We start from the raw sequence: 23,237 nt of genomic DNA, 5'->3' as shown, positions 1-23,237 counted from the left end.
ATGAAAATAATCGAAAAAAACGAAGGACAAAAGATTGAATATCTCCAAGAGGGGAACAACCTTCTCTCTTTTAGAGATGAGTTATTTATAAATCTAGCTAGGTGCGAAAGAGATTATCCAGTACAGATTGATATCTGCGAGAACAGTGATGGAATATTAACAACTGGAGTATCTCAAAGGTATATAGCTCAAATAGACATTCCGGCAAGAGAATATAAAGAAGTGCCTATAGAGGATGTAGAAGGCGAAGGAACTGAGGGCGAGGAAGAATCATTTAGACTCGAACCAGTTCCTTTTTCTATGGATAATGTAACTTTGACATTGTGGGCATTAAACGAAGGAGGTCTTAGATAATGAATTACGATATGTTGAAATTGGCTGTAGAAGGCTTGAGTGGTGGGAAAAACACTATCATCTTGGACGATAGAGGAATGCCAAGTTTTATGGTAAGAGTGCCTAGATTAAGAAATTCGGATGTTGTCGCAGGAGCTACCCAAAACACTCATCCGGCATGGATTATTGATGGTGTGGAAAAAAATAATATTTATATTTCCAAATATCAAAACATCGTAAAAGGAGATAGAGCGTATAGCCTTCCATTGATGGATCCAAGACATTCATTGAACTTTGACCAGGCAAAACAATTTTGCGAGAACAAAGGTATGGGTTGGCATCTTATGACTAATGCAGAAAGAGCTGCATTAGCTCTATGGTCCAAGAAAAATGGAACAATGCCAAGAGGTAATAATAATTATGGAAGTGATCACTCTGCAGCTCATGAAAGAGGGATAGCATCGACAGGTCTTGACAGCTCTGGAAGAATACAAAGAGTAGCCACTGGATCTGGACCTGCAAGCTGGGCACACGATGGAACTACGGATGGAATTTATGACCTTAACGGAAACGTCTGGGAGTGGTTTGGTGGATACAGGTTAGTTGATGGAGAAATTCAAATTATCCCTTATAACAATGCTGCAATGCACGTAAATCAAAGTGTTAATAGTACTCTTTGGAAAGCTATTATGCCAGATGGTTCATTTGTAGATCCTGGCACTACGGGAACTTTGAAACTTGATGCAGCTACTTCTTCCCCTAGTGGCATTAGAATCAATACAAGCATCCAGAACCCTACCGGAGGTTCTAGTTCTGCAAACGAAACATTTGAGACTATAAGTGCTGCAAGTGGAGTAGACATCCCAGAAATACTAAAAACTTTAGCACTATTCCCTCAAGACAACAGTGATCATGGCCAAGACAGGGTTTACATGAGAAATGAAGGAGAAAGGTTGCCGTATTTCGGTGGCCGCTGGGACCTCACGTCCAATGCTGGGGTGTTCGCTGTGAGCTTGGGCAACCCTCGGTCTCACGTGAGTACGCTCATTGGGTTCCGCTCCGCTTATGTAGATCTGTAATCTGTGGAGCTGATAATCTGAAAGGCCTGCGATAGCGGGCCTTTATTATTTAAAAAATAGGGAGATATTTGATATGAATGCAGACTTTAAAATATTGCAAAAAACTTATGACATGATTCTCTACGGGAACGAATGCTTGCGACAATTCCCAAAACACGAAAAGCATGTTATGGCTGCAGATATAAGAAAAACAATGAGTGAAATAACCCACCTTATCATTAGAGCTAATAAAAAATATCACAAGAAAACAACGCTGCAAGAAATAGATATCGAATTAGAGTGGCTTAGAATGCAAATAAGACTTGCGGCAGATTTAAAGGTAAGGTACCTGCCTTTAAGAAAGTATGAACACTGGTCCAAGATGTTAAATGAAATAGGAAGAATGCTTGGAGGCTGGATGAAGTCGGCCAAGTAAACATAAATATAGGGAATGGATCATCGTTGCCGTATTTCGGTGGCAACTGGAACAACACGTCCAATGCTGGGGTGTTCGCTGTGAACTTGAACAACCCTCGGTCTAACGTGAGTACGAACATTGGGTTCCGCTCCGCTCATTTTCATCGCCAGAAGGCAAGATTCCCAAGGGAGCTTGCACAGTGCATGGAAAATAAGGGGTCCATTTCCCTGCCTAAAAGGCAAAAAAATATATTGCTATGGAAATAGCTAGTAGGTTTATTCTCGAAGAGTATTACACATAGCACAAATTACAACAAGGAAAGGACAAGATATGAAAAGACATGAAAAGATATGGCTACTTGTATGAACAAATATACGACTTTGAGAATTTGTATTTTGCTTATTTAGAGGCTAGAAAAGATAAACGGTTTAGGGATGAAATACTTAAATTTAGTGCGAATCTTGAAGAGAATCTAATCCAGATACAAAACGAGCTTATCTGGAAAGCATATAAAGTTGGCAGGTATAGAGAGTTCTATGTTCATGAACCTAAAAAAAGACTTATTATGGCTCTGCCATTTAAGGATAGAGTGGTTCAGTGGGCAATTTATAGGGTTCTCAACCCTTTGTTTGAAAAAACCTATACAGAACATAGCTACGCTTGCAGAATAGGAAGAGGCACTCATCAAGCGGCTAAAAAGTTGCAGTATTGGTTAAGGCAAATAGACAGAAAGCCACAAAAATATTACTACCTAAAGATGGATATATCTAAATATTTTTACAGGGTAGATCATTCTATAGCCTTGAAAATTTTAAGAAAAAAGATAAAAGACAAAGACGTACTTTGGTTGATGGAGGAGATAATTCAAAGCGAAGATATGGCCTTTGGGCTACCGTTAGGTATGGAACCGGGAGATTGTCCTAAATATATGAGGCTCCACGATAAGGGTATGCCTATAGGTAATCTTACAAGTCAACTCCTAGCAAATATATACCTCAACGAATTAGATCAATTTTGTAAACACAAGCTGCAAATAAAGTATTTCATAAGATATATGGATGACTTTATTGTTTTGCATCATGACAAGAAATACTTGCACAGGTTAAAGGTGGAAATAGAGAACTTCCTGAATAGCGAACTAGAACTACACCTAAATAGAAAAACTTGTATAAGACCCACACCTGTAGGTATTGAGTTTGTTGGATTTAGAATATGGCCAACACACATGAAACTTAAGAAAAAAACCGCCAAGAAAATGAAGAGAAGGTTAAAATATCTGCAGAAAGCTTATGGCAGGAACGATGTAACTTTTGAAGATGTAAACACTTGCGTGCAGAGCTATTTAGGCATACTGCAACATTGCGACAGCTACTACTTGAAGTGTTCCGTATTGAAAAACCTTACCCTCATCAGAGGTTCATAAGATAAAGAAGGGAGGTGAGGCAGACAAAACATTTAATCCATTATTATAAAATGTGAAAGGAGTTAGCTTATGGATAACATGGTTTGCGTTGAAAAACACAGGAGTATAGAACAAAGGCTCAATACTCAAGACAAGAGACTTAACAATCATTCCGAGCGAATTGATAAACTCGAACAACATCAGTCTCGCACTGAAACAAAAATAGAAAATCTTTGCGAGCAAATAAAGTCACTTGTAACCACTATAAAGTGGGCTATGGGTCTAACGATTACTACGTTGTTAGGCTTTTTTGTTTGGTATATCCAAAATATGTAAAGGAGGAATTGACAATGAGCAACAGCCCATTAGTAAATCACACCAATATTTCACCCAATAGCACAAATCCAAGACGAGACAAAATAAGAAAAATCACCATTCATCATGTGGCTGGTAATTTATCAGTCGAGCGAGTTGGCGAAATATTTAAGCCATCAAGTAGAAGGGCCAGCTCCAACTACGGGGTAGACAATAGAGGTAGAGTCGGAATGTACGTAGAAGAAAAAAATCGTGCATGGACAAGTTCAAGTGCTGCAAATGACAACCAAGCGGTTACTATAGAAGTGGCAAACAGCGGCGGAGCCCCTAATTGGCCTGTATCTGATGTAGCTCTAGAAAAAACAGTAGAGCTATGTGTAGATATCTGTAAGCGTAACGGCATAGAAAAGCTGAACTTTACAGGAGACGAAAGAGGCAACCTAACCATGCATAAATGGTTTGCAGCAACTAATTGTCCTGGGCCATACCTAGAAAGCAAGTTTCCTTATATTGCAGATGAGGTAAACAAAAGGCTGAGCGGACCCGCCACAAAACCACCTAATGGAAATGTACTGTATAGAGTCCAGACAGGTGCTTTTAGCAACAGGGCGAATGCAGACGCTTTAGCTGCAAGGGTAGAAGCTGCAGGTTTTGACACCTATATGGTCAAGGTAGACGGATTGTATAAAGTGCAAGTAGGTGCATACAGCAATAAATCAAATGCAGAATCGCAAGCTAGAAAGCTAAAGTCAAAAGGTTTCGATACTTTCATAACTACCCAATCTGGAGAACCTGTTTCTCCTGGATCCAGTGCAGCAACGATTAAAAAAGGTAGCAGAGTGAAGGTTAGAAATGGAGCTAAAACATATACAGGAGGCAACCTTGCCAGTTTTGTATATGCCAGAGTTTATGACGTGCAGCATATAAGCGGAGACAGGGTGGTTATAAGTTCTAATGGCCAAGTGACTGCAGCGATGAAAAAGAATGATTTAATACTACAGTAAGGAGGTGTAAGTTTTGGACCATATAACAGACAAGGAGCTTGAGAAATTAATAAAACAAAGGCGTAAACAAAAAAAGAAAAACCGGTTCTCTAAGTTTATGGTGACCCTGGTTATATTGCTTAACACAACCTTCACGGTGGCGGTATTGTACACATTCAAGAATGTTGGGCATGAACCAACAACTCTTATTGCTGCATGGTTTGCTTTCACAACAGGAGAACTCTGGATGCTTTCCAGCATTAAAAAATCTAAGGTGAGAAAGGAAGATGTTCAAGATGAATATTGATATAGCTATTAAAATTATTATTCCTATTATTGGAGCGGTGGTAACGTATATCCTGGTGCCATGGATAAAAGAAAAGACCACCAAGGAGCAAAGAGACAATTTAACCTTCTGGATCGAAGTGGCTGTTTTAGCTGTGGAGAAATATTACAAAGGGCAGTCTCAAAAAGGCGATTTGAAAAAAGAATATGTAATTGATTTCATCGTGAATCAAGGTTTCAATATTTCAGAGGATCAACTAAGCATACTAATCGATGCTGTAGTTGAAGAGGTCATAAATAAACCAAAAGAGTTATTTGACCAGGGTTAATATCCTGGTCTTTTTTTTATTTAACAAGACTGAATAATTTTGGTATAATATATAATGATATTTAAGAGGAGGAATTGCTATGAGTAAACGAGAAGAAGTTAAGATTTCAGAAGAAGATCTAAATAAACAACGTGAAATCATAAATAAATTAAGGGAAATAAACGATGCAGAGTACGAGAGGACTGGCAAGAGAAAGAAACATCTCACTGTAACCTACGGCTGCCAAATGAATGAGCATGATTCAGAAAAATTAGCGGGCATTTTGCAAAACATAGGCTATATAGAGACGAATGATAAGAACGAAGCAAACTTAATTATATATAATACATGCTGTGTGCGAGAGAACGCTGAGTTAAAGGTATACGGAAATATCGGTTCATTAAAAAACCTAAAGAAGGAAAAACATGATTTAACCATTGCAGTATGTGGATGCATGATGCAACAGCCCCATGTTGTAAAAGAAATTAAATCAAAATACCGCCATGTAGATCTTGTTTTTGGCACACATAACCTACATAAGTTTCCTGAGTTATTATCAACAAGCATGGAGTCCGATAATATGATCATTGATGTATGGGACAAAGAAGGTGATATTGTAGAAGGTCTGCCTGTTACGCGAAAGTATGGATTAAAAGCCTTTATCAACATTATGTTCGGTTGTAATAACTTTTGTACATACTGTATTGTTCCCCATACACGGGGGCGAGAACGTAGCAGAGAAGTTCAGGAAATTATAGATGAAGTAGAAGAACTGGCAAAAAATGGTACAAAAGAAATTACCCTGTTAGGACAAAATGTGAATTCATATGGTAAGACATTAGAAGAAGAAACTGATTTTGGAAATCTATTAAAAGTACTAAATAAAATAGAGGGGATTGAGAGAATTCGTTTTATGACCTCCCACCCTAAAGATTTATCAGATTCTCTCATTAGTGCGATGACTGTTTGCACTAAAGTATGCGCACACTTACATCTTCCTTTTCAAGCAGGAAGTAATGACATTCTTAAGGCAATGAATCGTAAATATACGAAAGAAGCATACTTAGAGCTTGTTGAAAAAGTAAGGTCTAAGGTCCCAAATGTTGCCCTGACAACGGATATTATTGTCGGTTTCCCTGGAGAAACAGAGGATGATTTTAAAGAAACATTGAATGTCGTTGAAAAAGCAAGATTTAACTCTGCCTATACGTATTTATATTCCCTGAGACAGGAAACTCCAGCAGCAAAGATGGAAAACCATGTCCCAGACGATGTAAAACACGAAAGATTTAATCGCTTAATAGAGGCTGTAAATCGCATTAGTGGTGAAATAAACAAAGCATACTTAAATAAAGTTGTTGAAGTTTTAGTAGAAGGAACAAGTAAAACCGATGACGCCAAATTAATGGGAAGAACCCCACAAAGTAAGTTGGTCAACTTTGCTGGTAATAAAGAAGATATCGGTCAAATTGTTAGGGTGAAAATTACGGAGCCCAAGACCTTTTCCTTAAACGGAGAGTTATTAAAATAGAATGCTAAATAGCATTCTATTTTAATGAGTTGAGTCATAGTTTTGAGTCTTGACTTTTGTTATAATATAAATATGATGAAAAGATCGGAGGGCGTATATATTGGCTAATTTGACACCAATGATGCAACAATATTTTGATATCAAAAAACAGTATCCAGATTCACTTTTATTTTTTCGAATGGGAGACTTTTATGAATTGTTCTTTCAAGATGCCGAAACTGCCTCTAGAGAGTTAGAGATCACCCTAACAGGGCGTTCCTGTGGTCTTGAGGAGCGTGCGCCTATGTGTGGTGTCCCTCATCACGCAGCTACAGGATACATAGATCGACTTGTAAGCAATGGTTACAAGGTAGCAATTTGTGAACAGATAGAAGATGTCTCCCAAGCAAAGGGGATCGTTAAACGAGATGTCGTCAGAGTCATTACACCTGGAACTTTGATTGATACCCAATTATTAGATGATAAAAAGAATAACTATTTAATGTCTGTCTTTGGTTCTCGTACTGGATTTGGACTGGCTTATGTGGATATCTCCACTGGCGATCTTTTTGCAACAGAAATTAAAGAAAACATTCATCCTCAAATGCTGATTGACGAAATGGGTAGAGTCTTACCCCAAGAGTTGCTGTACTTTATTGAAACAGATAAAGAAGATCCAACCATTATAAGTATGATTAAAAAAAGATTTGATTTTTATACCAATGGCTATGAGGAATGGAGCTATGAAGACACCTTTGCCTTAAACCAAATTAAAGATCACTTCAATGTCGTTAGTCTGGAAGGTTTAGGTTTCCACCCTTCACATTTAGGAATTAATGCTGCAGGAGCCTTATTTCATTATTTAAAAACAACACAAAAACGAGCACTAGAACATATTAATCACATTAACGTTTATAGTATCCATGAAAAGATGACATTAGACATTAACACGAGAAAGAACTTGGAGTTGACTGAAACAATACGATCAAAGAGTAAAAAAGGTTCTTTATTAGGTGTTCTGGATAAAACATCAACGGCTATGGGGGGGAGAATGCTGAGAAAATGGATTGAGGCGCCCCTTATTGATCCTGTCATCATTAATAAGAGACTAGAGGCTGTCCAGCTTTTAAAGGAGCAAATAGAGTTGCGTCAAGAACTTAAGGAGTCCTTAAAAAAAATATATGATCTAGAACGTCTAGCAGGAAAAATTTCATATGGCTCAGTGACGCCCCGTGACTTAATTGCCTTAAAAAATTCCCTCTCATATTTACCTTCCATTATCAATGGGTTGGAAAAAATTCAAGGTGAAACATTTCAAAGCTTAGTACAGAGCATTGATCCTTTAGACGAAGTTCATTCTCTTGTGGAACTGTCCATTCTTGAGGATGCACCTCTTTCTTCTAAGGACGGTGGAATCATCCAAGAGGGCTACCACAAAGAGGTAGATGAGCTTAAAAATGCGTCCACAGAGGGACGACAATGGATTGCTCAACTAGAACAAAAGGAAAGAGTGAACAGTGGCATTAAATCTTTAAAAATTAAATACAACAAGATTTTTGGATATTACATAGAAATCACTAAATCAAATCTATCTATGGTTCCCACCGAGTATATCCGAAAACAAACATTAGCCAATTGTGAACGCTATGTGACACCAGAACTAAAGGAAATTGAGTCAAAGATATTAGGTGCTGAGGAAAAGGTCATCCTACTGGAGTATCACTTATTTATAGAAGTTAGGGAAAAAATTGCCCACGAAATAACAAGAATACAGCAAACTGCTAGAGCCATCGCTGAGTTAGATGTACTCTACTCCTTTGCTGAAATTGCTGCTGAAAACAATTTTATTAAGCCACATATAAACACTTCAAATGAAATTAAGATTGTGGAAGGCAGACATCCAGTTGTGGAATTAACCTTCAACAAAGAGTCCTTTGTCCCAAATGATACTTATATGGATAATCGGGATTGTTCTATGTCTATCATTACAGGTCCTAATATGGCAGGAAAGTCAACCTATATGCGGCAAGTCGCATTGATTGTATTAATGGCTCAAATAGGCTCATTTGTGCCTGCATCTGAAGCATCTATTGGAATTGTTGATCGGATTTTCACAAGAATTGGCGCTAGCGATGACCTTGCCCAGGGCCATAGTACCTTCATGGTTGAAATGAGTGAAATGGCTAATATTTTAAATAACGCCACTGCCAACAGTTTAGTGATCCTAGATGAAATCGGAAGAGGTACAAGTACCTTTGATGGATTAAGCATCGCCTGGGCTGTTATTGAGTATATGCAGCAATATAAAAAAAGTAAGACACTTTTTTCAACCCACTATCATGAACTAACAGAGCTGGAAGGGAAAATCCAGGGTGTTAAAAATTATAATATATTAGTAGAAGAGGATGGAGAGGAAATTGTGTTTCTTCGAAAAGTAGTATCGGGTAGTACCAGTAAAAGCTATGGCATACAAGTAGCTAAGCTAGCAGGCCTACCACTAAACACCCTTATAAGAGCTCAAGAAATATTAAGTGATCTAGAGAAAAAGAATAATGAAATAAAAATTCCTGCTGAAGAAGAAATTGCGTTATCTCGAGAGTCAGAAGGAAATTCAAGAGATACTAACGGTATACAATTAGATTTAACTAGCTTCTCTTACAATGAAATTATTGAAGATATTCGTTCTCTTAATCTATTGGAAACCACGCCGATGACGGCAATGAATCTTTTATACCAACTGCAAAAAAGAATTAGTAGCTTATAGTTCCTGTACACCCACCCTAGAGACTAAGGAGTGAAAGAGATGCCTCAGATTAAACTGCTAGATAATTTAACTATTAATAAAATTGCTGCTGGAGAGGTGGTTGAAGGTCCTTATTCGATTGTTAAGGAACTAATTGAAAATGCAATAGATGCTGGGGGAACTGCCATTACTCTCGAAATAAAAGAGGGTGGTAAGAAGTACATTCGGGTAACCGATAACGGTATCGGCATCTCCAGTGATGATGTGAACCGAGCATTTATGCGCCATAGTACTTCCAAAATTTCCTCATTGCAGGATTTAAGTACAACCTTTTCTTTGGGGTTTCGGGGAGAAGCCTTAGCAAGTATTTCTGCTGTATCTCAAGTAGAAATGATCACAAAGCCTAAGGATCAAAGCTATGGAATTTTAACTGAGATTGAAGGTGGCGAGATTACTAATCAGAAAAAAGTTGGATGTCCAACGGGAACAACAATGATTATCAAAAATGTTTTTTTCAACACGCCTCCACGTTATAAGTTTATGAAAAGTACACAGGCTGAAACTGCTCGCATTAGTGAAATGATTTCTCGCTTAGCCTTAAGCAGCCCACATATTGCTTTTAAATACATAAATAACCAGACAACGATCTTCACAACTCCAGGGGATGGGACGCTATCTAGTGTTATTTTATCGGTATTCGAAAAAAACTTTTTTCAAAATCTCATCCCCTTATCTGTTAACAAACCAGCTCTTGAGTTGGATGGCTTCATTAGTCAAGTAGATTTTGTGCGTGGGAATAGAAGCTTTCAAATATTCTATGTTAATGGAAGGTATATTAAAAGTAAACTGATCAGTCAAGCAATAGAAGAGGCCTATAAAGGAAAAATACCAATCAATAAGTACCCGATTTGTGTTTTAAATATCAAAATTGATCCTGAGGATGCAGATATCAATGTCCACCCTTCAAAAACCGAGATCAAATTTCACAAAGAGAAGGAAATATATCATTATATTTACAATTACGTTACTCAGGTGCTCTCTGAAAGTAGTACCATTTCAGAAATAATGATGATTCCCTCCACAAAAAATCAACATCAGCAGCACCATCATTTAAAAGAGATTAATTTGTCTCAAGAAAATATTCAGTCTAAAGAATCCATTGGGGTTAAACAGCAGGATAAGGTCATGGTAGCCGATGAGCAGGAAAAAGTAAAAGAATACAATTCTCAATATGTGATGGATAGTCGACCCAAGGTGCAGCCTCCACCCATGGTCAATACTTTGAAAACTGAGGATACCCAGTTAAATGTTGCATCTATTATATCTAATGAACTGCCTGTAGAATCAAGAGGGATAAGGACAAACCCTCAACTACAGAAGAACTTTATCAAAACGTACTTACAGAATTATAAAGTGGTGGGACAACTTTTCAATACCTATATTGTCATTGAAAAGGATCAGTCCGTGTATCTAATAGATCAACATGCTGCCCATGAAAAGCTATTGTATATCCAATTTCATGAAGAACTCAAAAAAGAAACGGTTGCTTCTCAACAGCTTTTAACACCAGTTGTATTAGAATTTTCTCATGAGGATTATATAACACTCATAGAAAACATTTCTGAGTTTATTCCACTGGGTTTTGAATTAGAAGCCTTTGGACAAAATAGTATCATTATAAGAGCTGTTCCTCTGTTGTTGGACAAACCCAAGGATTACAATTTTATTTTTGAACTCATTGATCAAGTGAAGAACGAAAAGCACGTCAAACCTGACTATATTAGAGAAAAAATCATTCAAAGATCCTGTAAAGAGGCGATTAAAGCAATGGATATTTTAGATATTCAAGAAATACAGCAATTAATTAGGGACTTAGAGAAGTTAGAACCACCTTTAACTTGTCCCCATGGTCGACCTATTTTATTAACACTAACAAAAAATCAGATTGAAAAATTATTTAAACGGATACAATAGAATAGGAGGGGTAACTTGAAAAAAAAAATATTAATGCTTGTAGGTCCTACAGCTGTTGGTAAAACGGAAACAAGTATTGCTTTATGTCAGCGACTAAAGGGAGAAATTATCTCTGCTGACTCTATGCAACTTTATCGCCACATGAATATAGGCACCGCAAAACCCTCTTTAGAGGAACAACAGGGTATTCCACATCATCTAATTGATATTATTGAACCTGATGCTTCATTTACAGTGGCTGATTTTCAGTCAGAGGCAGCACGACTGATTGATGCCATAACGAAAAGAAATAAATTCCCTATTGTTGCTGGAGGTACTGGATTGTACATCAATTCACTTCTTTATGATATGGATTTTACCAGTGCGGTTTCAAACTGGAATCTTAGGCAGAAACTCCAGAAAGACGCTCAATTATATGGTAATGAATATGTATATAAAAAGCTTCAAGACATCGATCCTAATGCTGCAACCAAAATTCATCCCAACAATGTGAAACGTGTGATTCGAGCATTAGAGGTGAACTATGAATCCGGTGAAAATTTCGGAGATTTTAAAAATGACATTGAAAAGAACACCTGTTATGAGCCCTTACTCATTGGGTTAACCAGAGACCGTAGCGAGTTATATGAAAGAATCAACTATCGAGTAGATCAAATGATTGAAACTGGTTTAATTGAAGAAGTAAAGAATTTGCTAGATTGTGGGTATACCCCAGAATTAATAGCTTTTAAGGGTCTAGGCTATAAAGAAATCATTGCTTACTTAGAAGGTCAGTATGATCTTGAGGAAGCAATCACTATTTTAAAGAGAGACACCCGTAGATATGCTAAACGTCAACTAACTTGGTTTAATCGTTATCAGGAAATTCAGTGGTATAATTTAACGGATCAATCCTCTTCGAATATAATTGAAGCCATTCTGAAGAATGTAGAAGGATATTTCAATTTATCATAGAATAGTATTAACAACACCATATAAGGAGTGAGTATAATGAAAAACAACATCAATCTTCAAGATGTATTTTTGAATCAAGTTCGTAAAGAAAACATACAAATCACGATATACCTAGTTAATGGTTTTCAATTAAAGGGATTTGTTAAAGGATTCGACAATTATACCATTGTACTAGACAGTGATGGGAAGCAACAATTGATCTATAAACATGCTATTTCAACCATTCTGCCTATTACACCCATTAATTTTATGCAGTCATCAAAAAAACAAGGTGAGTAATACCTAAACCCTAGGGCATTCTAGGCTGATGCTATGTCCTTTGTTTTATTGGTGTACAATTATGATATATTATGAATTTGAAATGTCTATTTATTTTTAATTTAAATAAATAGGCATTTTTTTATGTCACTTTTTAAATTTATATGAATAGAATACAATAGTATCTTTGTATTTAAGTGAGGGATCATAATGAATTATCCATTTAATGCCTTTCGCAAAGGTGATATTTCAAGTAATGAATTAATCCGTCAGATGATTGTTTTTGAAACGACCTCGCAATCCCAATCTCAATCTGAAAAGCCATTCATATCAAAGGAACAAGATATTCAATCTCTAGATAATCTATTAGAAGAGTTAAATGAATTAATCGGACTGAAAAAAGTCAAAGTACTTGTAAATGAAATGATAGCTTATACTGAAATGCAGCAAATAAGACGCAATGCTGGACTTCAATCCGCACCTTTAGTTTTACATATGATTTTCAAGGGTAATCCGGGCACAGGCAAAACAACCATTGCCAGACTTTTAGGAAAAATTTTTTGTGCCATGGGTATTTTAAAAAAAGGTCATTTAATTGAGATAGAACGGGCAGACCTTGTTGGGGAGTATATTGGTCATACTGCTCAAAAGGTAAAACAACAAGTAAAGGATGCATTAGGTGGCATTCTTTTTATTGATGAGGCATATTCTTTAGCAAGAGGAGGGGAAAAGGATTTTGGTAAGGAAGCCATAGACGCTTTAGTGAAGGCCATGGAGGACCATAAGGATGAATTGATACTGATTCTAGCAGGATATATGGAAGAAATGGATGAATTTCTTCAGATCAACCCAGGGCTACAGTCTAGATTTCCTATACACATCGATTTCGAAGACTATACAATTGAAGAATTGATTGATATATCAGAATTAATGGTTGAACAAAAAGAATATGTACTATCTAAATCTGCTAAAGCCAAATTATATAGTCTACTGGCTTCCAAGAAGAAGAGGGATGGCATCAATTCTGGAAATGCACGACTTGTTCGAAATCTAATTGAGAAAGCAATCAGGAAGCAAGCTGTTCGATTGAGGCACAAAAGTATTTACACACGAGATGATCTGATGATCTTGTTAAGAAACGACTTTGATTTTACGGAGGGTGAGAATTAAATGCCTAACTGCATATTAATTGGCAAACCAAACGTGGGAAAAACAACTCTATTTTTAAATTTCGCAGAATACTTAGGGGTGGACACCTGTGAAATCAATGTACTAACCGATAAAGGTGAAGTAAGAAAAAGACATTACGCCATAGACATTGCAAAGAATATGTTAATCGGTCCAACACCTTTTAAAACCAAAGAAGTTTATGAAATTCACTTGTCAATTCCTGTTTATAAAGGAACTGTTAATTGTACTTTTTTAGATACCGGAGGTTTAATAGATGGCATTCCTCAAAATGACCAAGTGCGCACTTCGATGATTCAGACACTGAGCACGTTACAAGATGCAGAAATTCTATTACATATCATTGATGTTTGGGCAATGGACAAAAATGAAATTAATTCATTAAGTCAGATCGATTATCAAATTAACGAATTTGCTAGCCTCAAGAAGGCTTATTGTATTCTTGCTAATAAGATGGACAAAGTACAAGATAAGCGCATTCTCCATGATCTCAAAAAAAAGTTTCCTAGCACCTATATCATTCCTATATCTGCCACAAAAAAAATCGGCTTTAAAGAGGTGAGTATGTTTGTGGGGCGAAATAGTTAGACGTTATATTGCAATTTTTCTCATTGGCGTCATTATTAAAATACTAGATGATGAAATAGACCAAGATTTTTATCATAAAGGTCATTTTTACTTGGAAATCATGAAGCACCGCCTTCCTTACTGCCTGCTGTTCATGTCAATGGCCATGATACTTGATCCATTTTATAGCTTTGGATTGTTTACTTCAGCCTATGCTCTAGGTATGTTTAGAAAACTAAATTTAATGCTGCCTAGTCAATTGAAATCTTATCAAGAACTTCTATTAATCATATTTATAAATTTACTACTTATCCCAGTATGGATTTTTTTACATAGTATGATCATTATAATGATCATTCAACTCATGGATGACCTGATGGATTGTTACTATGATCGCAAGTATGGGTTTCCCAATTTAGTTAACAGTTTTGGGAAAGTAGAAGTGAGCATAACAATCTTAATTTTAGTTGTTATCTCCTTTATGATGAGCTGGATTAACACCTTAATCATCATCCCGGTGGCAATTCTAATAAACTACTTGTATTCAAGCCTCTAGGAGGGATATAATGCTATATGGATATATATTAAGTTATTCACTTGTATTAATTCTAATGGGATATGGCGTTGGCAGACGCTTCGGTGTGAAAGAGGGCTTAAATAAAGGACTTAAGCGTCAACGATTAATCGATAAGTCGTATTACTTTGGACACAAGCAATGTCCAATTTGTTTAAGTACTCATAAGGCATATCTACATAAAGCGAAATCCAGTTCAGAGGAAGCGATGACCTCCACGGAATATTAACTTAATACACTTCGATCATAATCACGAAAGAAAAGAGGATGAAAATGATGGATTCAGCAAATCATTTACTAGGAACACTGTTCAATATCAGTGCGGGACTTTTAGATAAAGCAACTAGAGTAGAGGAGACTTTGGGGGACGTATTTAGTCAGATAGACCAAGTCAATCAATCCAATCAATATAAAGTATTAAAAGCGATGCAAGAATGCAGATTAAGTGACCAACACTTTAACTGGACAACTGGATATGGTTATAATGACATCGGCCGAGAAAAGGTAGAAGCGATTTATTCTATGGTCTTTAAGGCAGAGGATAGTATTGTTAGACCTACTATCGCAAATGGCACCCATGCCTTAAGTCTATGTCTAACTGGTTTACTAAATCCAGGAGATGAAATGATTTCTGTTACGGGTAAACCCTACGATACCCTAGATGAACTAATTGGAATTCGTGGTAATTATAAGGGGAGTTTAATCAATATTGGTGTTAAGTATAAACAAGTAGATTTTCGAGAAGGCCAGGTAGATTTTGATGCAATAGATAAATCCATTAGCAAAAAAACGAAACTTATCTATATCCAACGCTCTACCGGTTATGGATTTAGAGATGCTATCTCCATCTCAACCATTGCAGAAATTGTTAAACTGATCAAGGGTAGGAGATCCGATATCATATGCATGGTTGATAATTGCTATGGAGAGTTTTTGGAGACCGAAGAGCCAACAGGGGTTGGGGTAGATATCTTAGCTGGATCACTTATTAAAAACCCAGGAGGGGGCATCGCATTAGGTGGTGGCTATATCGTGGGTAAAAAAACTTTAATAGAAGAGGTATCCTATAAGCTTACCTCCCCAGGCATAGGAAAGGAATGTGGTTTAACCTTTGGTCAATCAAGAACAATGCTACAAGGATTATTTCTGGCGCCTCAAATTGTGAGTGCTGCCATAAAAGGTGCAGTTTTTTGTTCAAAGCTATTTGAAGCTGAAGGGTACGAAGTGAAACCCAAGTATAACGACCCAAGAAGTGATATCATACAATCTATCAAATTGGGTAGTGAATTAAAGGTAATTGCATTTTGTAAAGGAGTTCAATCAGCGGCGCCTGTGGACTCATTTGTGACACCAGAACCTTGGGCTATGCCTGGATACGATTCGTCTGTTATAATGGCCGCTGGGGCCTTTATACAAGGCTCTTCAATTGAGCTCAGTGCAGATGCACCTATCAAGCCTCCATATATTGTTTATTTCCAAGGCGGATTAACCTATGAACATGCTAAACTAGGAGCACTGAAGGCACTACAAACAATTTATGATCTTAATGAATAGTATTTTGATATATACTATTTAGAGTGAACTGGTTTCAGAAAAGTAAAATAATAGGTAATTGCGAAACTAAATTTGAAAAGTAGTTAGAAGGGCAGAAAATTGAGTGCTGATTAAATTTTTTAAAGAGACAAGGCGTACCGGTTAACTATGCAATAAGTGGTTTTAAACTTCTGATATATTTGTGTTGATGTATTTTGTCAGCAAGGATAACTGTAACAAGCTGCGTTATACCAGCAATAATCAGGTCGGCATGCAATGTTTTAGCATTCTGTGTTCTTCGATTAGCAATACAAAAGCTATCTTTGAAATGGTTAATGGTTTGCTCAACGACACCTCGGGCTTTATAGGTTTTATCCCAATCATCGGTACCACGAATGGCGCCTGGATATGCCCGTAAGTCTTTTTCAGGATACACATAAATCATTCTACCACAAGGTGATGAAGTACAGGGATTATCGCAATTATGCCGGCGTCGGTACTTGCCGTCTTCACATTTAGTCCAAGACATTTTCGGACAGACAAACTTGAAAGTAGGAATACCACAGCGAAGATGAGAAGTATTGCCTTCAGGCTTCATAGGCAGTTTTGGATCATGAGGACAACAGGGAATCCCATCTTCAGTAAGAGTGTATTCAGAGCTGCTAAGGGAAGAACGAGGATTTAAGGGAATATAAGCTTTATTGAACTTTAAATCCGAAAAAATTCCTTTGTAGATAGAAATGGTATCAAAAGCAGCATCTCCGATAAAGATATTAGGTTGAATGAGTGGATGTTTATTAAAAAAGTCAGATAACACTGGTAAAAGAGCTTTTGCATCACCAAGGGACTTATCCTCATCAGGAGAATCCGACTTTTTGTCAACAACGATGTTAGGATGAGCATTCATAAAATCTTGGTCATAAAAAGTAATATCACGAATAATACCAAGACCATTGGTGATCATCCCAAATTTATAGACATAACAAAAATGACCATTGATGTAAAGTTGCTTGATCTCTGGATTAGCAGCTGCATGAGAAGGCATGGAACCATAGGCTACTTTATATGGATCATAGGAATCACCAAGGTTATGGCTCTTTTTAAAAGCTTTAAGTTGTTTAATAATTTTATTAGCATATTTAGGATTGTTCTCAGTAACAAAAGCTTCAATGCCAGAAGTATCAAAGACAGTCATAGAGGCCTTATGAGGATCAATAGCCTGGCAAATAGGTTCAGTGACATCCACAAGATGCTCAAAGAATGATTGTAAGTCTAGCAAAAAATCTTGTTTGAATCTAGTAAATCTAGAAGCATCAGGAACATTGGTGAAACCACAAAAATCTCTAAGTTCCTTAGAAAACTGAAGAAAAGTAAGCAACAATGTATCGTTTGGAATGGAGAAAATCCGCTGCAGAAGCAAAGCCCAAACCATTGATGTAAGATGATGTTTTCTAGGTCTGCCAGTGGATGCATAGTAATTACGATGAAAAGAAAGAGGTATTATCTCATTAAGATTAAGGTTTTCTTTTAAAAGAGAAAGAAAGTGATGCTTATCATTTCCAAAATAATTGGCACAATCGGAATGAATTTCAGCCAAAGAAAGCTGTTTATGTGTTAAAATAGACATATATAACTCCTTTCAGATGGTGTGGAATTGTTTCTTGACAATTCAATTTTACCACAATCTGGTGAGGAGTTATATTTTTTATGCTTAAAAAAAGTCCCGCAATAATGCGGGTTATGGCGTTTCGCAAACGCCTAAAAGTAAAATAAAAAAGAAAGGAGAATAAAATCTCCTTTCTTTTTTATTTTACTTTTATAGTTCTCCTTATTAAGTAACTAAATCTTCCTAAAAACCCCAGTAACCTTACCTAATATAGTGACATCATCAACTAAAATAGGGGACATGGACGTATTAGACGGCTGTAATCGAATGTGATCTTTTTCACGATAAAATCTTTTTACTGTAGCTGAATCATCAATTAATGCGACAACAATGTCACCATTTCGAGCATCAGATTGTTGCCGGACGACAACATAATCATTTTCATGTATACCATCATCAATCATGCTATCTCCTTTAACTGTTAAAATAAATGTACTCTCACTATCAACAAAATCGATTGGAAGAGGAAAGGTGTCTTCGATATTTTCTACAGCTAAGATTGGTTGTCCAGCAGTCACTTTTCCAACAATAGGGACATTAATAATTTCCTTGTGGATATAAGGGGATTGTTCATCTCCCTGGCTTAAAATTTCAATTGCACGAGGTTTTGTCGCATCCCTACGTATATACCCTTTCAACTCCAATTTCGATAAGTGCCCATGGGCAGTAGAAGTCGATTTTAATCCAACAGCTTGGCATATTTCTCTAACTGAAGGGGGATAACCCTTTTGACTGATCTCCGATTTCATATAATGCAATATTTTAATCTGATTATCATTTAAATCCTCATACATGGAGTCCTGCCTCCTAAACTATTTTTTTATATTATATCATAAGCCTATTGAAACATCAAACATTTGTTCGGATTGTATGTTTTGTTAATCAACCTATTAATCAAGCCACTCAAAGTTTTTAACAATTTGTCTTTTAACATCCTTTTTATGAGCTGCATACAACTGTGTGGTAGTGACATCATCGTGATCTAATAAATTTTGAACATCATAAATTGAGAATCCTTGCTGAATTAGGGACGTAGCAGCAGTTGCCCGTAATTTATGGGGACTATAGCCATTTTTAGCAGTGGTATCTAATACTAGGGCAGTATACTTTTTCACCATATTCCGTATGGCCCTGGTGGTCATTCGTTTTCTTTGTAGCGATAGGAAGAGGGCATCCTTATGCTCCTCATCTAATGCACTTGATTGAGGTCTTTCATTTGCCATGTATTCTTTGATGACCGTCTCACAGGTTCGATTAATAGGCATTGCAGTTTCTTTTCCACGCTTCCTATATATTTTGAACTCACCTCTATTAAAGTTAAAAGAAGAAATGTTTAATTGCTCAAGTTCACTTAATCTTAACCCATAGGTAAGAAAGAGCATTAAAATGGCCTTATCTCTTAATTTAGTTTTTTGCCAATATGTCTTTTCCTTTTCGGTAAACGCCTCACCTAGATCCACACAATCAATCATTCGAGCCACCTCATCAATTTCTAATCGCTTAATTGCATCAGGCTGTGGCTTTGGTAGTCGAATCGGATTCAATCCATCTGAAATATTTTGTTTGATTAATCCGTCACGGTATAAAAACTTAAATAAAACCGCCAAAGAGGATTTCTTTCTAGCTAAGGCTCGATTATGGTTCTCCATTATTTTAATTGATTCTTCTTTTTCTATACTATATCTAGAACAAAAATCACCTAAATAGCGATTAATATCTTTGGCTGTCATTTGCTGAAACGTTTCAATTTTAATAAGAGTAGTATGGTCTGCATCAGTTAATTCCGTATGACTTACCAGGTACTTACAAAAAAATAAGACATCCTCTGAGTAGGCCAATCGCGTGGTAAGGGCAACGCCATTTTTTAAGTATAAGAAGAAATCCTTCATAAAAGGGGGGAGTTGTGACTCAATTTTCAAACATTGTTCAATGATTTCATTTTCTTTTGTGACAATATTATCTGGTTTATCTGACTTATTATGAACTGAGATGTTTTTTTTTCTAGACATGACATTCACTCCTTTGGGGCTTATTAAAAAGACTAGGGAACGTTGACGACATATAAGAGCATCAACTATAAAAATTTTATCACAAATAACGAATAAGTAAAGTAGAGACACCACAAATGATGGTAGTAGGCGTGTGTAGTATAAACGGGGAATTTAGCAAGCCCCAATTTAATCCACCCTTAACTATTCCCTAAATATGCATTTAAAGAATAGTTAAGGGTGTATCAATTATAACCTATCTTACCAAATCTGTCTACGCTTACCATGTAATTGTCAGTTTATCTATGAAGCCCTCTTGAATCATCATTGAACTACCATAGCTACTATAAACAACTACAAACAACTACAAACAACTACGCATTTAAGTAACTTTCTTTTAAAACTCCGGTTATGAATACGAATTGCTGGTTATCATAATGTTAGTGATTCGACAATAACCATCCTTAAACTGACATATCTGAATTTCGACAAACGCTTTAGTTTTATTCGACAAATACTTTGTCTATGTTTGTCGTGTCGATTTGTCGATATCATTTTCATTCGACATGATTTTTCGACTTCATTTCTAAATATTGCTTTTTAAAGTTCGACATAAATTCCAACTCTATTTTGCGGATGTCGAAATTAATTGTTTTATCAATACCACCCTATCAATTGATAATGAATATCACGTACCATTCATATGAATAGGTCTATCATACATTCTATAACGGCTGAGGTGAAGTATTTATGAAAATCAATTTAGGATATGTGGCCATCGCTTTAGGACTACACAGCGGATCACCTAACAAAACAATTACTTATAAGTCTTTTAGTAAGCTTCCAGATGATTCTACTCAATTGTATAAATTAAAATCGTTGTCAAAAGAAAATTTAGAAACAACTTAGATTATTGAGTTATTTATTTATAAAATCCATACTTAAATCAAGACAATAAAAAAGTAGAGCGATTTCTGCTCTACTTTTTTATTCGATATGTGTCTTGTGCTCACTAAGGCCTAATTCCTTGGCTCTATGGGTACATGCCTTCATTGCTTCAATAATGGTTCCTCTAAATCCATTTTTTTCTAAAACATAAAGTGCTTCAATGGTAGACCCTGCTGGAGAGCATACCTGGTCCTTTAACACTCCAGGGTGTTCATTGCTTTCTAAGACCATCTTCGCGGCACCATAAACTGCTTGGGCTGCAAATTTATAGGCTTTATCTCTGGGAATGCCCAATGACACGCCTCCATCTGCCAATGCTTCAATAAATGTATAAACATAGGCGGGACTACTACCACTAATAGCTGGAATTGCATCCATTATTCCCTCCCCTATTATCTCAACCTCACCCATACTACTAAATATTTCAACAACTGTCCTTAACTCATCATCAGTGACGTAATTATTAGGTGTAACCGCCGTCATTCCTTCACCTACAAAGACAGGTGTGTTAGGCATCGTTCGGATTACTTTGACAGGCTTATCAAAAAAACCTTCTATTAATGCAATACTCACACCCGCTGCTACCGATACAATAACATGCTCTGATGTGATAAATTCTCTGATTTCCTCTAATACTTTTGGGTAGATGTTTGGCTTTACTGTTAAAAAGATTATCTTACTTTTTTTTACAATATCAAGATTACTGGCTTCTAGGTTTACATTAAATTTTTTATGTAAACTTTCAGCCTTTGACATTTTATCTTGAGTTGTAGGTCTGTTGTTTACAGATATATAATTCTCCATGCCCACATAATCTTTGACTAACCCTTGAACAATGGCAGTCGCCATGTTTCCTGTTCCAATAAATCCAATCCTTTGTTTCATTGTTCCTATCGCCCCTTTAATTGCTGATTATATATATCTTTAATTAACTCTTCCTCATTTGCTTGATCTATCTCTGTGATTTTCGGAAGATCCTCTAGTGATTTAAGACCAAAGTTTTTCAAGAAATGCAGTGTCGTCCCAAATAAAATGGGCCTTCCTGTCTTCTCTAGTCTTCCTCTGTCTTCAATTAAGTTTTTTTCAAACAATGTACTAATTGCTTTATCACATTTTACACCTCGTACACTTTCAATTTCCGTCTTAGTAATCGGTTGTCTATATGCGATGATCGCAAGGGTTTCTAAAGATGCCTGGGTTAAGCCCTTATTTTGCTTAGGTTCAAATAATTTCTGCAAAATTTCATGATACTCCGCTCTAGTAGACATTTGATAATGATCATTCATCTGTATAATTTGGATTCCTCTTTTGTGAAAGTTGAACTCATCTATCATTTCCTTCATTATTTCTTTTGTTTCAGTTACCTTGATATCGAGTATATTGCTTAATTCACTTGAGGATATCGGATCTGACCAAGCAAATAAGATTGCTTCTATCGCTGCTTTTATATAGTTTTTATCCATTTCATACACCTCTATGTTATTGTGACAGATTTTTCTCTTTGATCATAATACTTTCAAAACTTTTTGTTTGTTGGATAATGATTTTATTCATTTTGATTAATTCTAGTAAAGCTAGAAAAGTTGTAATTACCTCGATCTTACTAGTGGTGTCACTAAATAATGAGTGAAAACTTACCGTTCCGTTCTCATTAATCAGATGAATCAAATCTTGAACTTTTTTTTCAATGGATACTTCTTCACGTTGCATTTCTCTAATTTGCTGGACTTTAACGTGATGTTTGAACTTACCCTGGATTATCTTTTCGAAGGCACCTATCAAATCCGTTAGATCCATACCCTCTAATACTTCATCATATATCTCTTTTTCAATTATGAATTCTTCCCTTGGTTTAAAATAAAGCCTATTCAAAGAATCCTCTTTATCTCTTAATTCTCCAGCTGCATTTTTATACTTTTTATACTCCAAGAGCCGTTTCACTAGTTCTTCTCTCGGGTCTATTTCCCCTATTTCAAGCTGTTGATCATCTATTATAGGTCGAGGCAGTAGCATTTTTGACTTTATTTCTAACAATGTAGCTGCCATTAATAAAAATTCACTTGTTACATCCAGGTCCAAGTGCTCCATTTGTTTTAGATAATCCACATATTGTTCAGTGATATCATGAATAGGGATATCATATATTTCAATCTCATTTTTCTCTAAAAGATGGAACAAAAGATCGAAGGGCCCTTCAAATGCTTCTATTTTAATATTGTATGCCATAAGATC

General features: G+C 36.3%; 25 protein-coding genes. 19 read left to right on the top strand and 6 right to left on the bottom strand.

What is annotated here, in order from left to right; translation table 11 throughout:
* The 18 genes from AMET_RS12620 to AMET_RS12535 all read left to right on the top strand — a co-directional run bounded on the left by AMET_RS12620 (position 1) and on the right by AMET_RS12535 (position 16,424).
* Positions 1-354: a hypothetical protein gene (locus AMET_RS12620; protein WP_012063680.1), complete on the top strand. Its 354-nt coding sequence runs from the start codon at positions 1-3 to the stop codon at positions 352-354.
* On the top strand, positions 354-1,412 hold the full coding sequence (locus tag AMET_RS12615; RefSeq protein ID WP_012063679.1) for an SUMF1/EgtB/PvdO family nonheme iron enzyme: 1,059 nt from the start codon (positions 354-356) through the stop codon (positions 1,410-1,412). Before AMET_RS12620 ends, AMET_RS12615 begins: the two co-directional genes overlap by 1 nt.
* 73 nt (positions 1,413-1,485) lie before the next feature.
* The gene (gene avd / locus AMET_RS12610; RefSeq protein WP_012063678.1) at positions 1,486-1,827 is read left to right on the top strand and encodes a diversity-generating retroelement protein Avd; all 342 of its coding nucleotides are present in this window, start codon (positions 1,486-1,488) and stop codon (positions 1,825-1,827) included.
* A gap of 322 nt (positions 1,828-2,149) precedes the next feature.
* Entirely contained in the window at positions 2,150-3,232 is a 1,083-nt protein-coding gene (locus AMET_RS12605; protein ID WP_012063677.1) for a reverse transcriptase/maturase family protein, read from the top strand.
* Positions 3,233-3,301: 69 nt separating this feature from the next.
* A complete protein-coding gene (locus tag AMET_RS12600; RefSeq protein WP_012063676.1) occupies positions 3,302-3,547 on the top strand; it encodes a hemolysin XhlA family protein in 246 nt (81 codons plus the stop codon).
* Positions 3,548-3,561: 14 nt separating this feature from the next.
* A complete protein-coding gene (locus AMET_RS25060) occupies positions 3,562-4,530 on the top strand; it encodes an SPOR domain-containing protein (RefSeq protein WP_012063675.1) in 969 nt (322 codons plus the stop codon).
* A 13-nt stretch (positions 4,531-4,543) separates the two neighbouring features.
* Positions 4,544-4,816, top strand: a complete 273-nt coding sequence (locus tag AMET_RS12590) for a hypothetical protein (RefSeq protein WP_012063674.1) — start codon at positions 4,544-4,546, stop codon at positions 4,814-4,816.
* Positions 4,806-5,123, top strand: coding sequence for a phage holin, LLH family (locus AMET_RS12585; protein WP_012063673.1), 318 nt, complete (start codon positions 4,806-4,808; stop codon positions 5,121-5,123). The genes AMET_RS12590 and AMET_RS12585 overlap by 11 nt, the downstream gene beginning before the upstream one ends.
* A 79-nt stretch (positions 5,124-5,202) precedes the next feature.
* The gene (miaB, locus tag AMET_RS12580; protein ID WP_012063672.1) at positions 5,203-6,633 is read left to right on the top strand and encodes a tRNA (N6-isopentenyl adenosine(37)-C2)-methylthiotransferase MiaB; all 1,431 of its coding nucleotides are present in this window, start codon (positions 5,203-5,205) and stop codon (positions 6,631-6,633) included.
* A gap of 100 nt (positions 6,634-6,733) precedes the next feature.
* Positions 6,734-9,376 carry a DNA mismatch repair protein MutS gene (gene mutS / locus AMET_RS12575; protein WP_012063671.1) on the top strand — a complete coding sequence of 881 codons (2,643 nt, stop codon included), beginning with the start codon at positions 6,734-6,736 and terminating at the stop codon, positions 9,374-9,376.
* A gap of 39 nt (positions 9,377-9,415) precedes the next feature.
* Entirely contained in the window at positions 9,416-11,329 is a 1,914-nt protein-coding gene (gene mutL / locus AMET_RS12570) for a DNA mismatch repair endonuclease MutL (RefSeq protein ID WP_012063670.1), read from the top strand.
* 15 nt (positions 11,330-11,344) lie between these two features.
* On the top strand, positions 11,345-12,283 hold the full coding sequence (gene miaA / locus AMET_RS12565) for a tRNA (adenosine(37)-N6)-dimethylallyltransferase MiaA (protein WP_012063669.1): 939 nt from the start codon (positions 11,345-11,347) through the stop codon (positions 12,281-12,283).
* 36 nt (positions 12,284-12,319) lie between these two features.
* Positions 12,320-12,562, top strand: coding sequence for an RNA chaperone Hfq (hfq, locus tag AMET_RS12560; RefSeq protein ID WP_012063668.1), 243 nt, complete (start codon positions 12,320-12,322; stop codon positions 12,560-12,562).
* Between the two features lie 189 nt (positions 12,563-12,751).
* Positions 12,752-13,711 (top strand): AAA family ATPase, encoded by a 960-nt coding sequence (locus AMET_RS12555; protein WP_012063667.1) that lies wholly within the window; start codon positions 12,752-12,754, stop codon positions 13,709-13,711.
* The gene (locus AMET_RS12550) at positions 13,712-14,317 is read left to right on the top strand and encodes a GTPase (RefSeq protein ID WP_012063666.1); all 606 of its coding nucleotides are present in this window, start codon (positions 13,712-13,714) and stop codon (positions 14,315-14,317) included.
* Positions 14,298-14,852: a hypothetical protein gene (locus AMET_RS12545; RefSeq protein WP_012063665.1), complete on the top strand. Its 555-nt coding sequence runs from the start codon at positions 14,298-14,300 to the stop codon at positions 14,850-14,852. Before AMET_RS12550 ends, AMET_RS12545 begins: the two co-directional genes overlap by 20 nt.
* Before the next feature lie 10 nt (positions 14,853-14,862).
* Positions 14,863-15,099 (top strand): hypothetical protein, encoded by a 237-nt coding sequence (locus AMET_RS12540; protein ID WP_041720773.1) that lies wholly within the window; start codon positions 14,863-14,865, stop codon positions 15,097-15,099.
* 44 nt (positions 15,100-15,143) lie between these two features.
* Positions 15,144-16,424, top strand: coding sequence for a methionine gamma-lyase family protein (locus tag AMET_RS12535; protein WP_012063664.1), 1,281 nt, complete (start codon positions 15,144-15,146; stop codon positions 16,422-16,424).
* 145 nt (positions 16,425-16,569) lie between these two features.
* On the opposite strand, the gene AMET_RS12530 is transcribed toward AMET_RS12535, so the two are convergent.
* The 3 genes from AMET_RS12530 to AMET_RS12520 all read right to left on the bottom strand — a co-directional run bounded on the left by AMET_RS12530 (position 16,570) and on the right by AMET_RS12520 (position 20,078).
* Positions 16,570-18,024: an ISNCY family transposase gene (locus tag AMET_RS12530; RefSeq protein WP_041721570.1), complete on the bottom strand. Its 1,455-nt coding sequence runs from the start codon at positions 18,022-18,024 to the stop codon at positions 16,570-16,572.
* A gap of 218 nt (positions 18,025-18,242) precedes the next feature.
* On the bottom strand, positions 18,243-18,863 hold the full coding sequence (gene lexA, locus AMET_RS12525; protein WP_012063663.1) for a transcriptional repressor LexA: 621 nt from the start codon (positions 18,861-18,863) through the stop codon (positions 18,243-18,245).
* 96 nt (positions 18,864-18,959) lie between these two features.
* Complete coding sequence (locus AMET_RS12520) at positions 18,960-20,078, bottom strand: tyrosine-type recombinase/integrase (protein WP_012063662.1); 1,119 nt, start codon at positions 20,076-20,078, stop codon at positions 18,960-18,962.
* A 729-nt stretch (positions 20,079-20,807) separates the two neighbouring features.
* On the opposite strand from AMET_RS12520, the gene AMET_RS25810 reads away from it, so the two are divergent.
* The gene (locus AMET_RS25810) at positions 20,808-20,966 is read left to right on the top strand and encodes a hypothetical protein (RefSeq protein WP_157047252.1); all 159 of its coding nucleotides are present in this window, start codon (positions 20,808-20,810) and stop codon (positions 20,964-20,966) included.
* A 78-nt stretch (positions 20,967-21,044) separates the two neighbouring features.
* Here AMET_RS25810 and proC read toward each other — a convergent pair whose 3' ends face one another.
* The 3 genes from proC to AMET_RS12505 are packed head-to-tail and all read right to left on the bottom strand — an operon-like array spanning position 21,045 to position 23,231.
* Positions 21,045-21,890 carry a pyrroline-5-carboxylate reductase gene (proC, locus tag AMET_RS12515; protein ID WP_012063661.1) on the bottom strand — a complete coding sequence of 282 codons (846 nt, stop codon included), beginning with the start codon at positions 21,888-21,890 and terminating at the stop codon, positions 21,045-21,047.
* A gap of 5 nt (positions 21,891-21,895) precedes the next feature.
* Positions 21,896-22,468 (bottom strand): SMC-Scp complex subunit ScpB, encoded by a 573-nt coding sequence (scpB, locus tag AMET_RS12510; RefSeq protein ID WP_012063660.1) that lies wholly within the window; start codon positions 22,466-22,468, stop codon positions 21,896-21,898.
* Between the two features lie 16 nt (positions 22,469-22,484).
* Positions 22,485-23,231, bottom strand: coding sequence for a segregation and condensation protein A (locus AMET_RS12505; protein WP_012063659.1), 747 nt, complete (start codon positions 23,229-23,231; stop codon positions 22,485-22,487).
* Between the last annotated feature and the right edge of the window lie 6 nt (positions 23,232-23,237).

Source organism: Alkaliphilus metalliredigens QYMF, assembly GCF_000016985.1.
GTDB classification, from domain to species: domain Bacteria; phylum Bacillota; class Clostridia; order Peptostreptococcales; family Natronincolaceae; genus Alkaliphilus_A; species Alkaliphilus_A metalliredigens.
The sequence above is the reverse complement of the archived record's forward strand: the minus strand, read 5'-3'. Positions and strand labels throughout refer to the sequence as shown.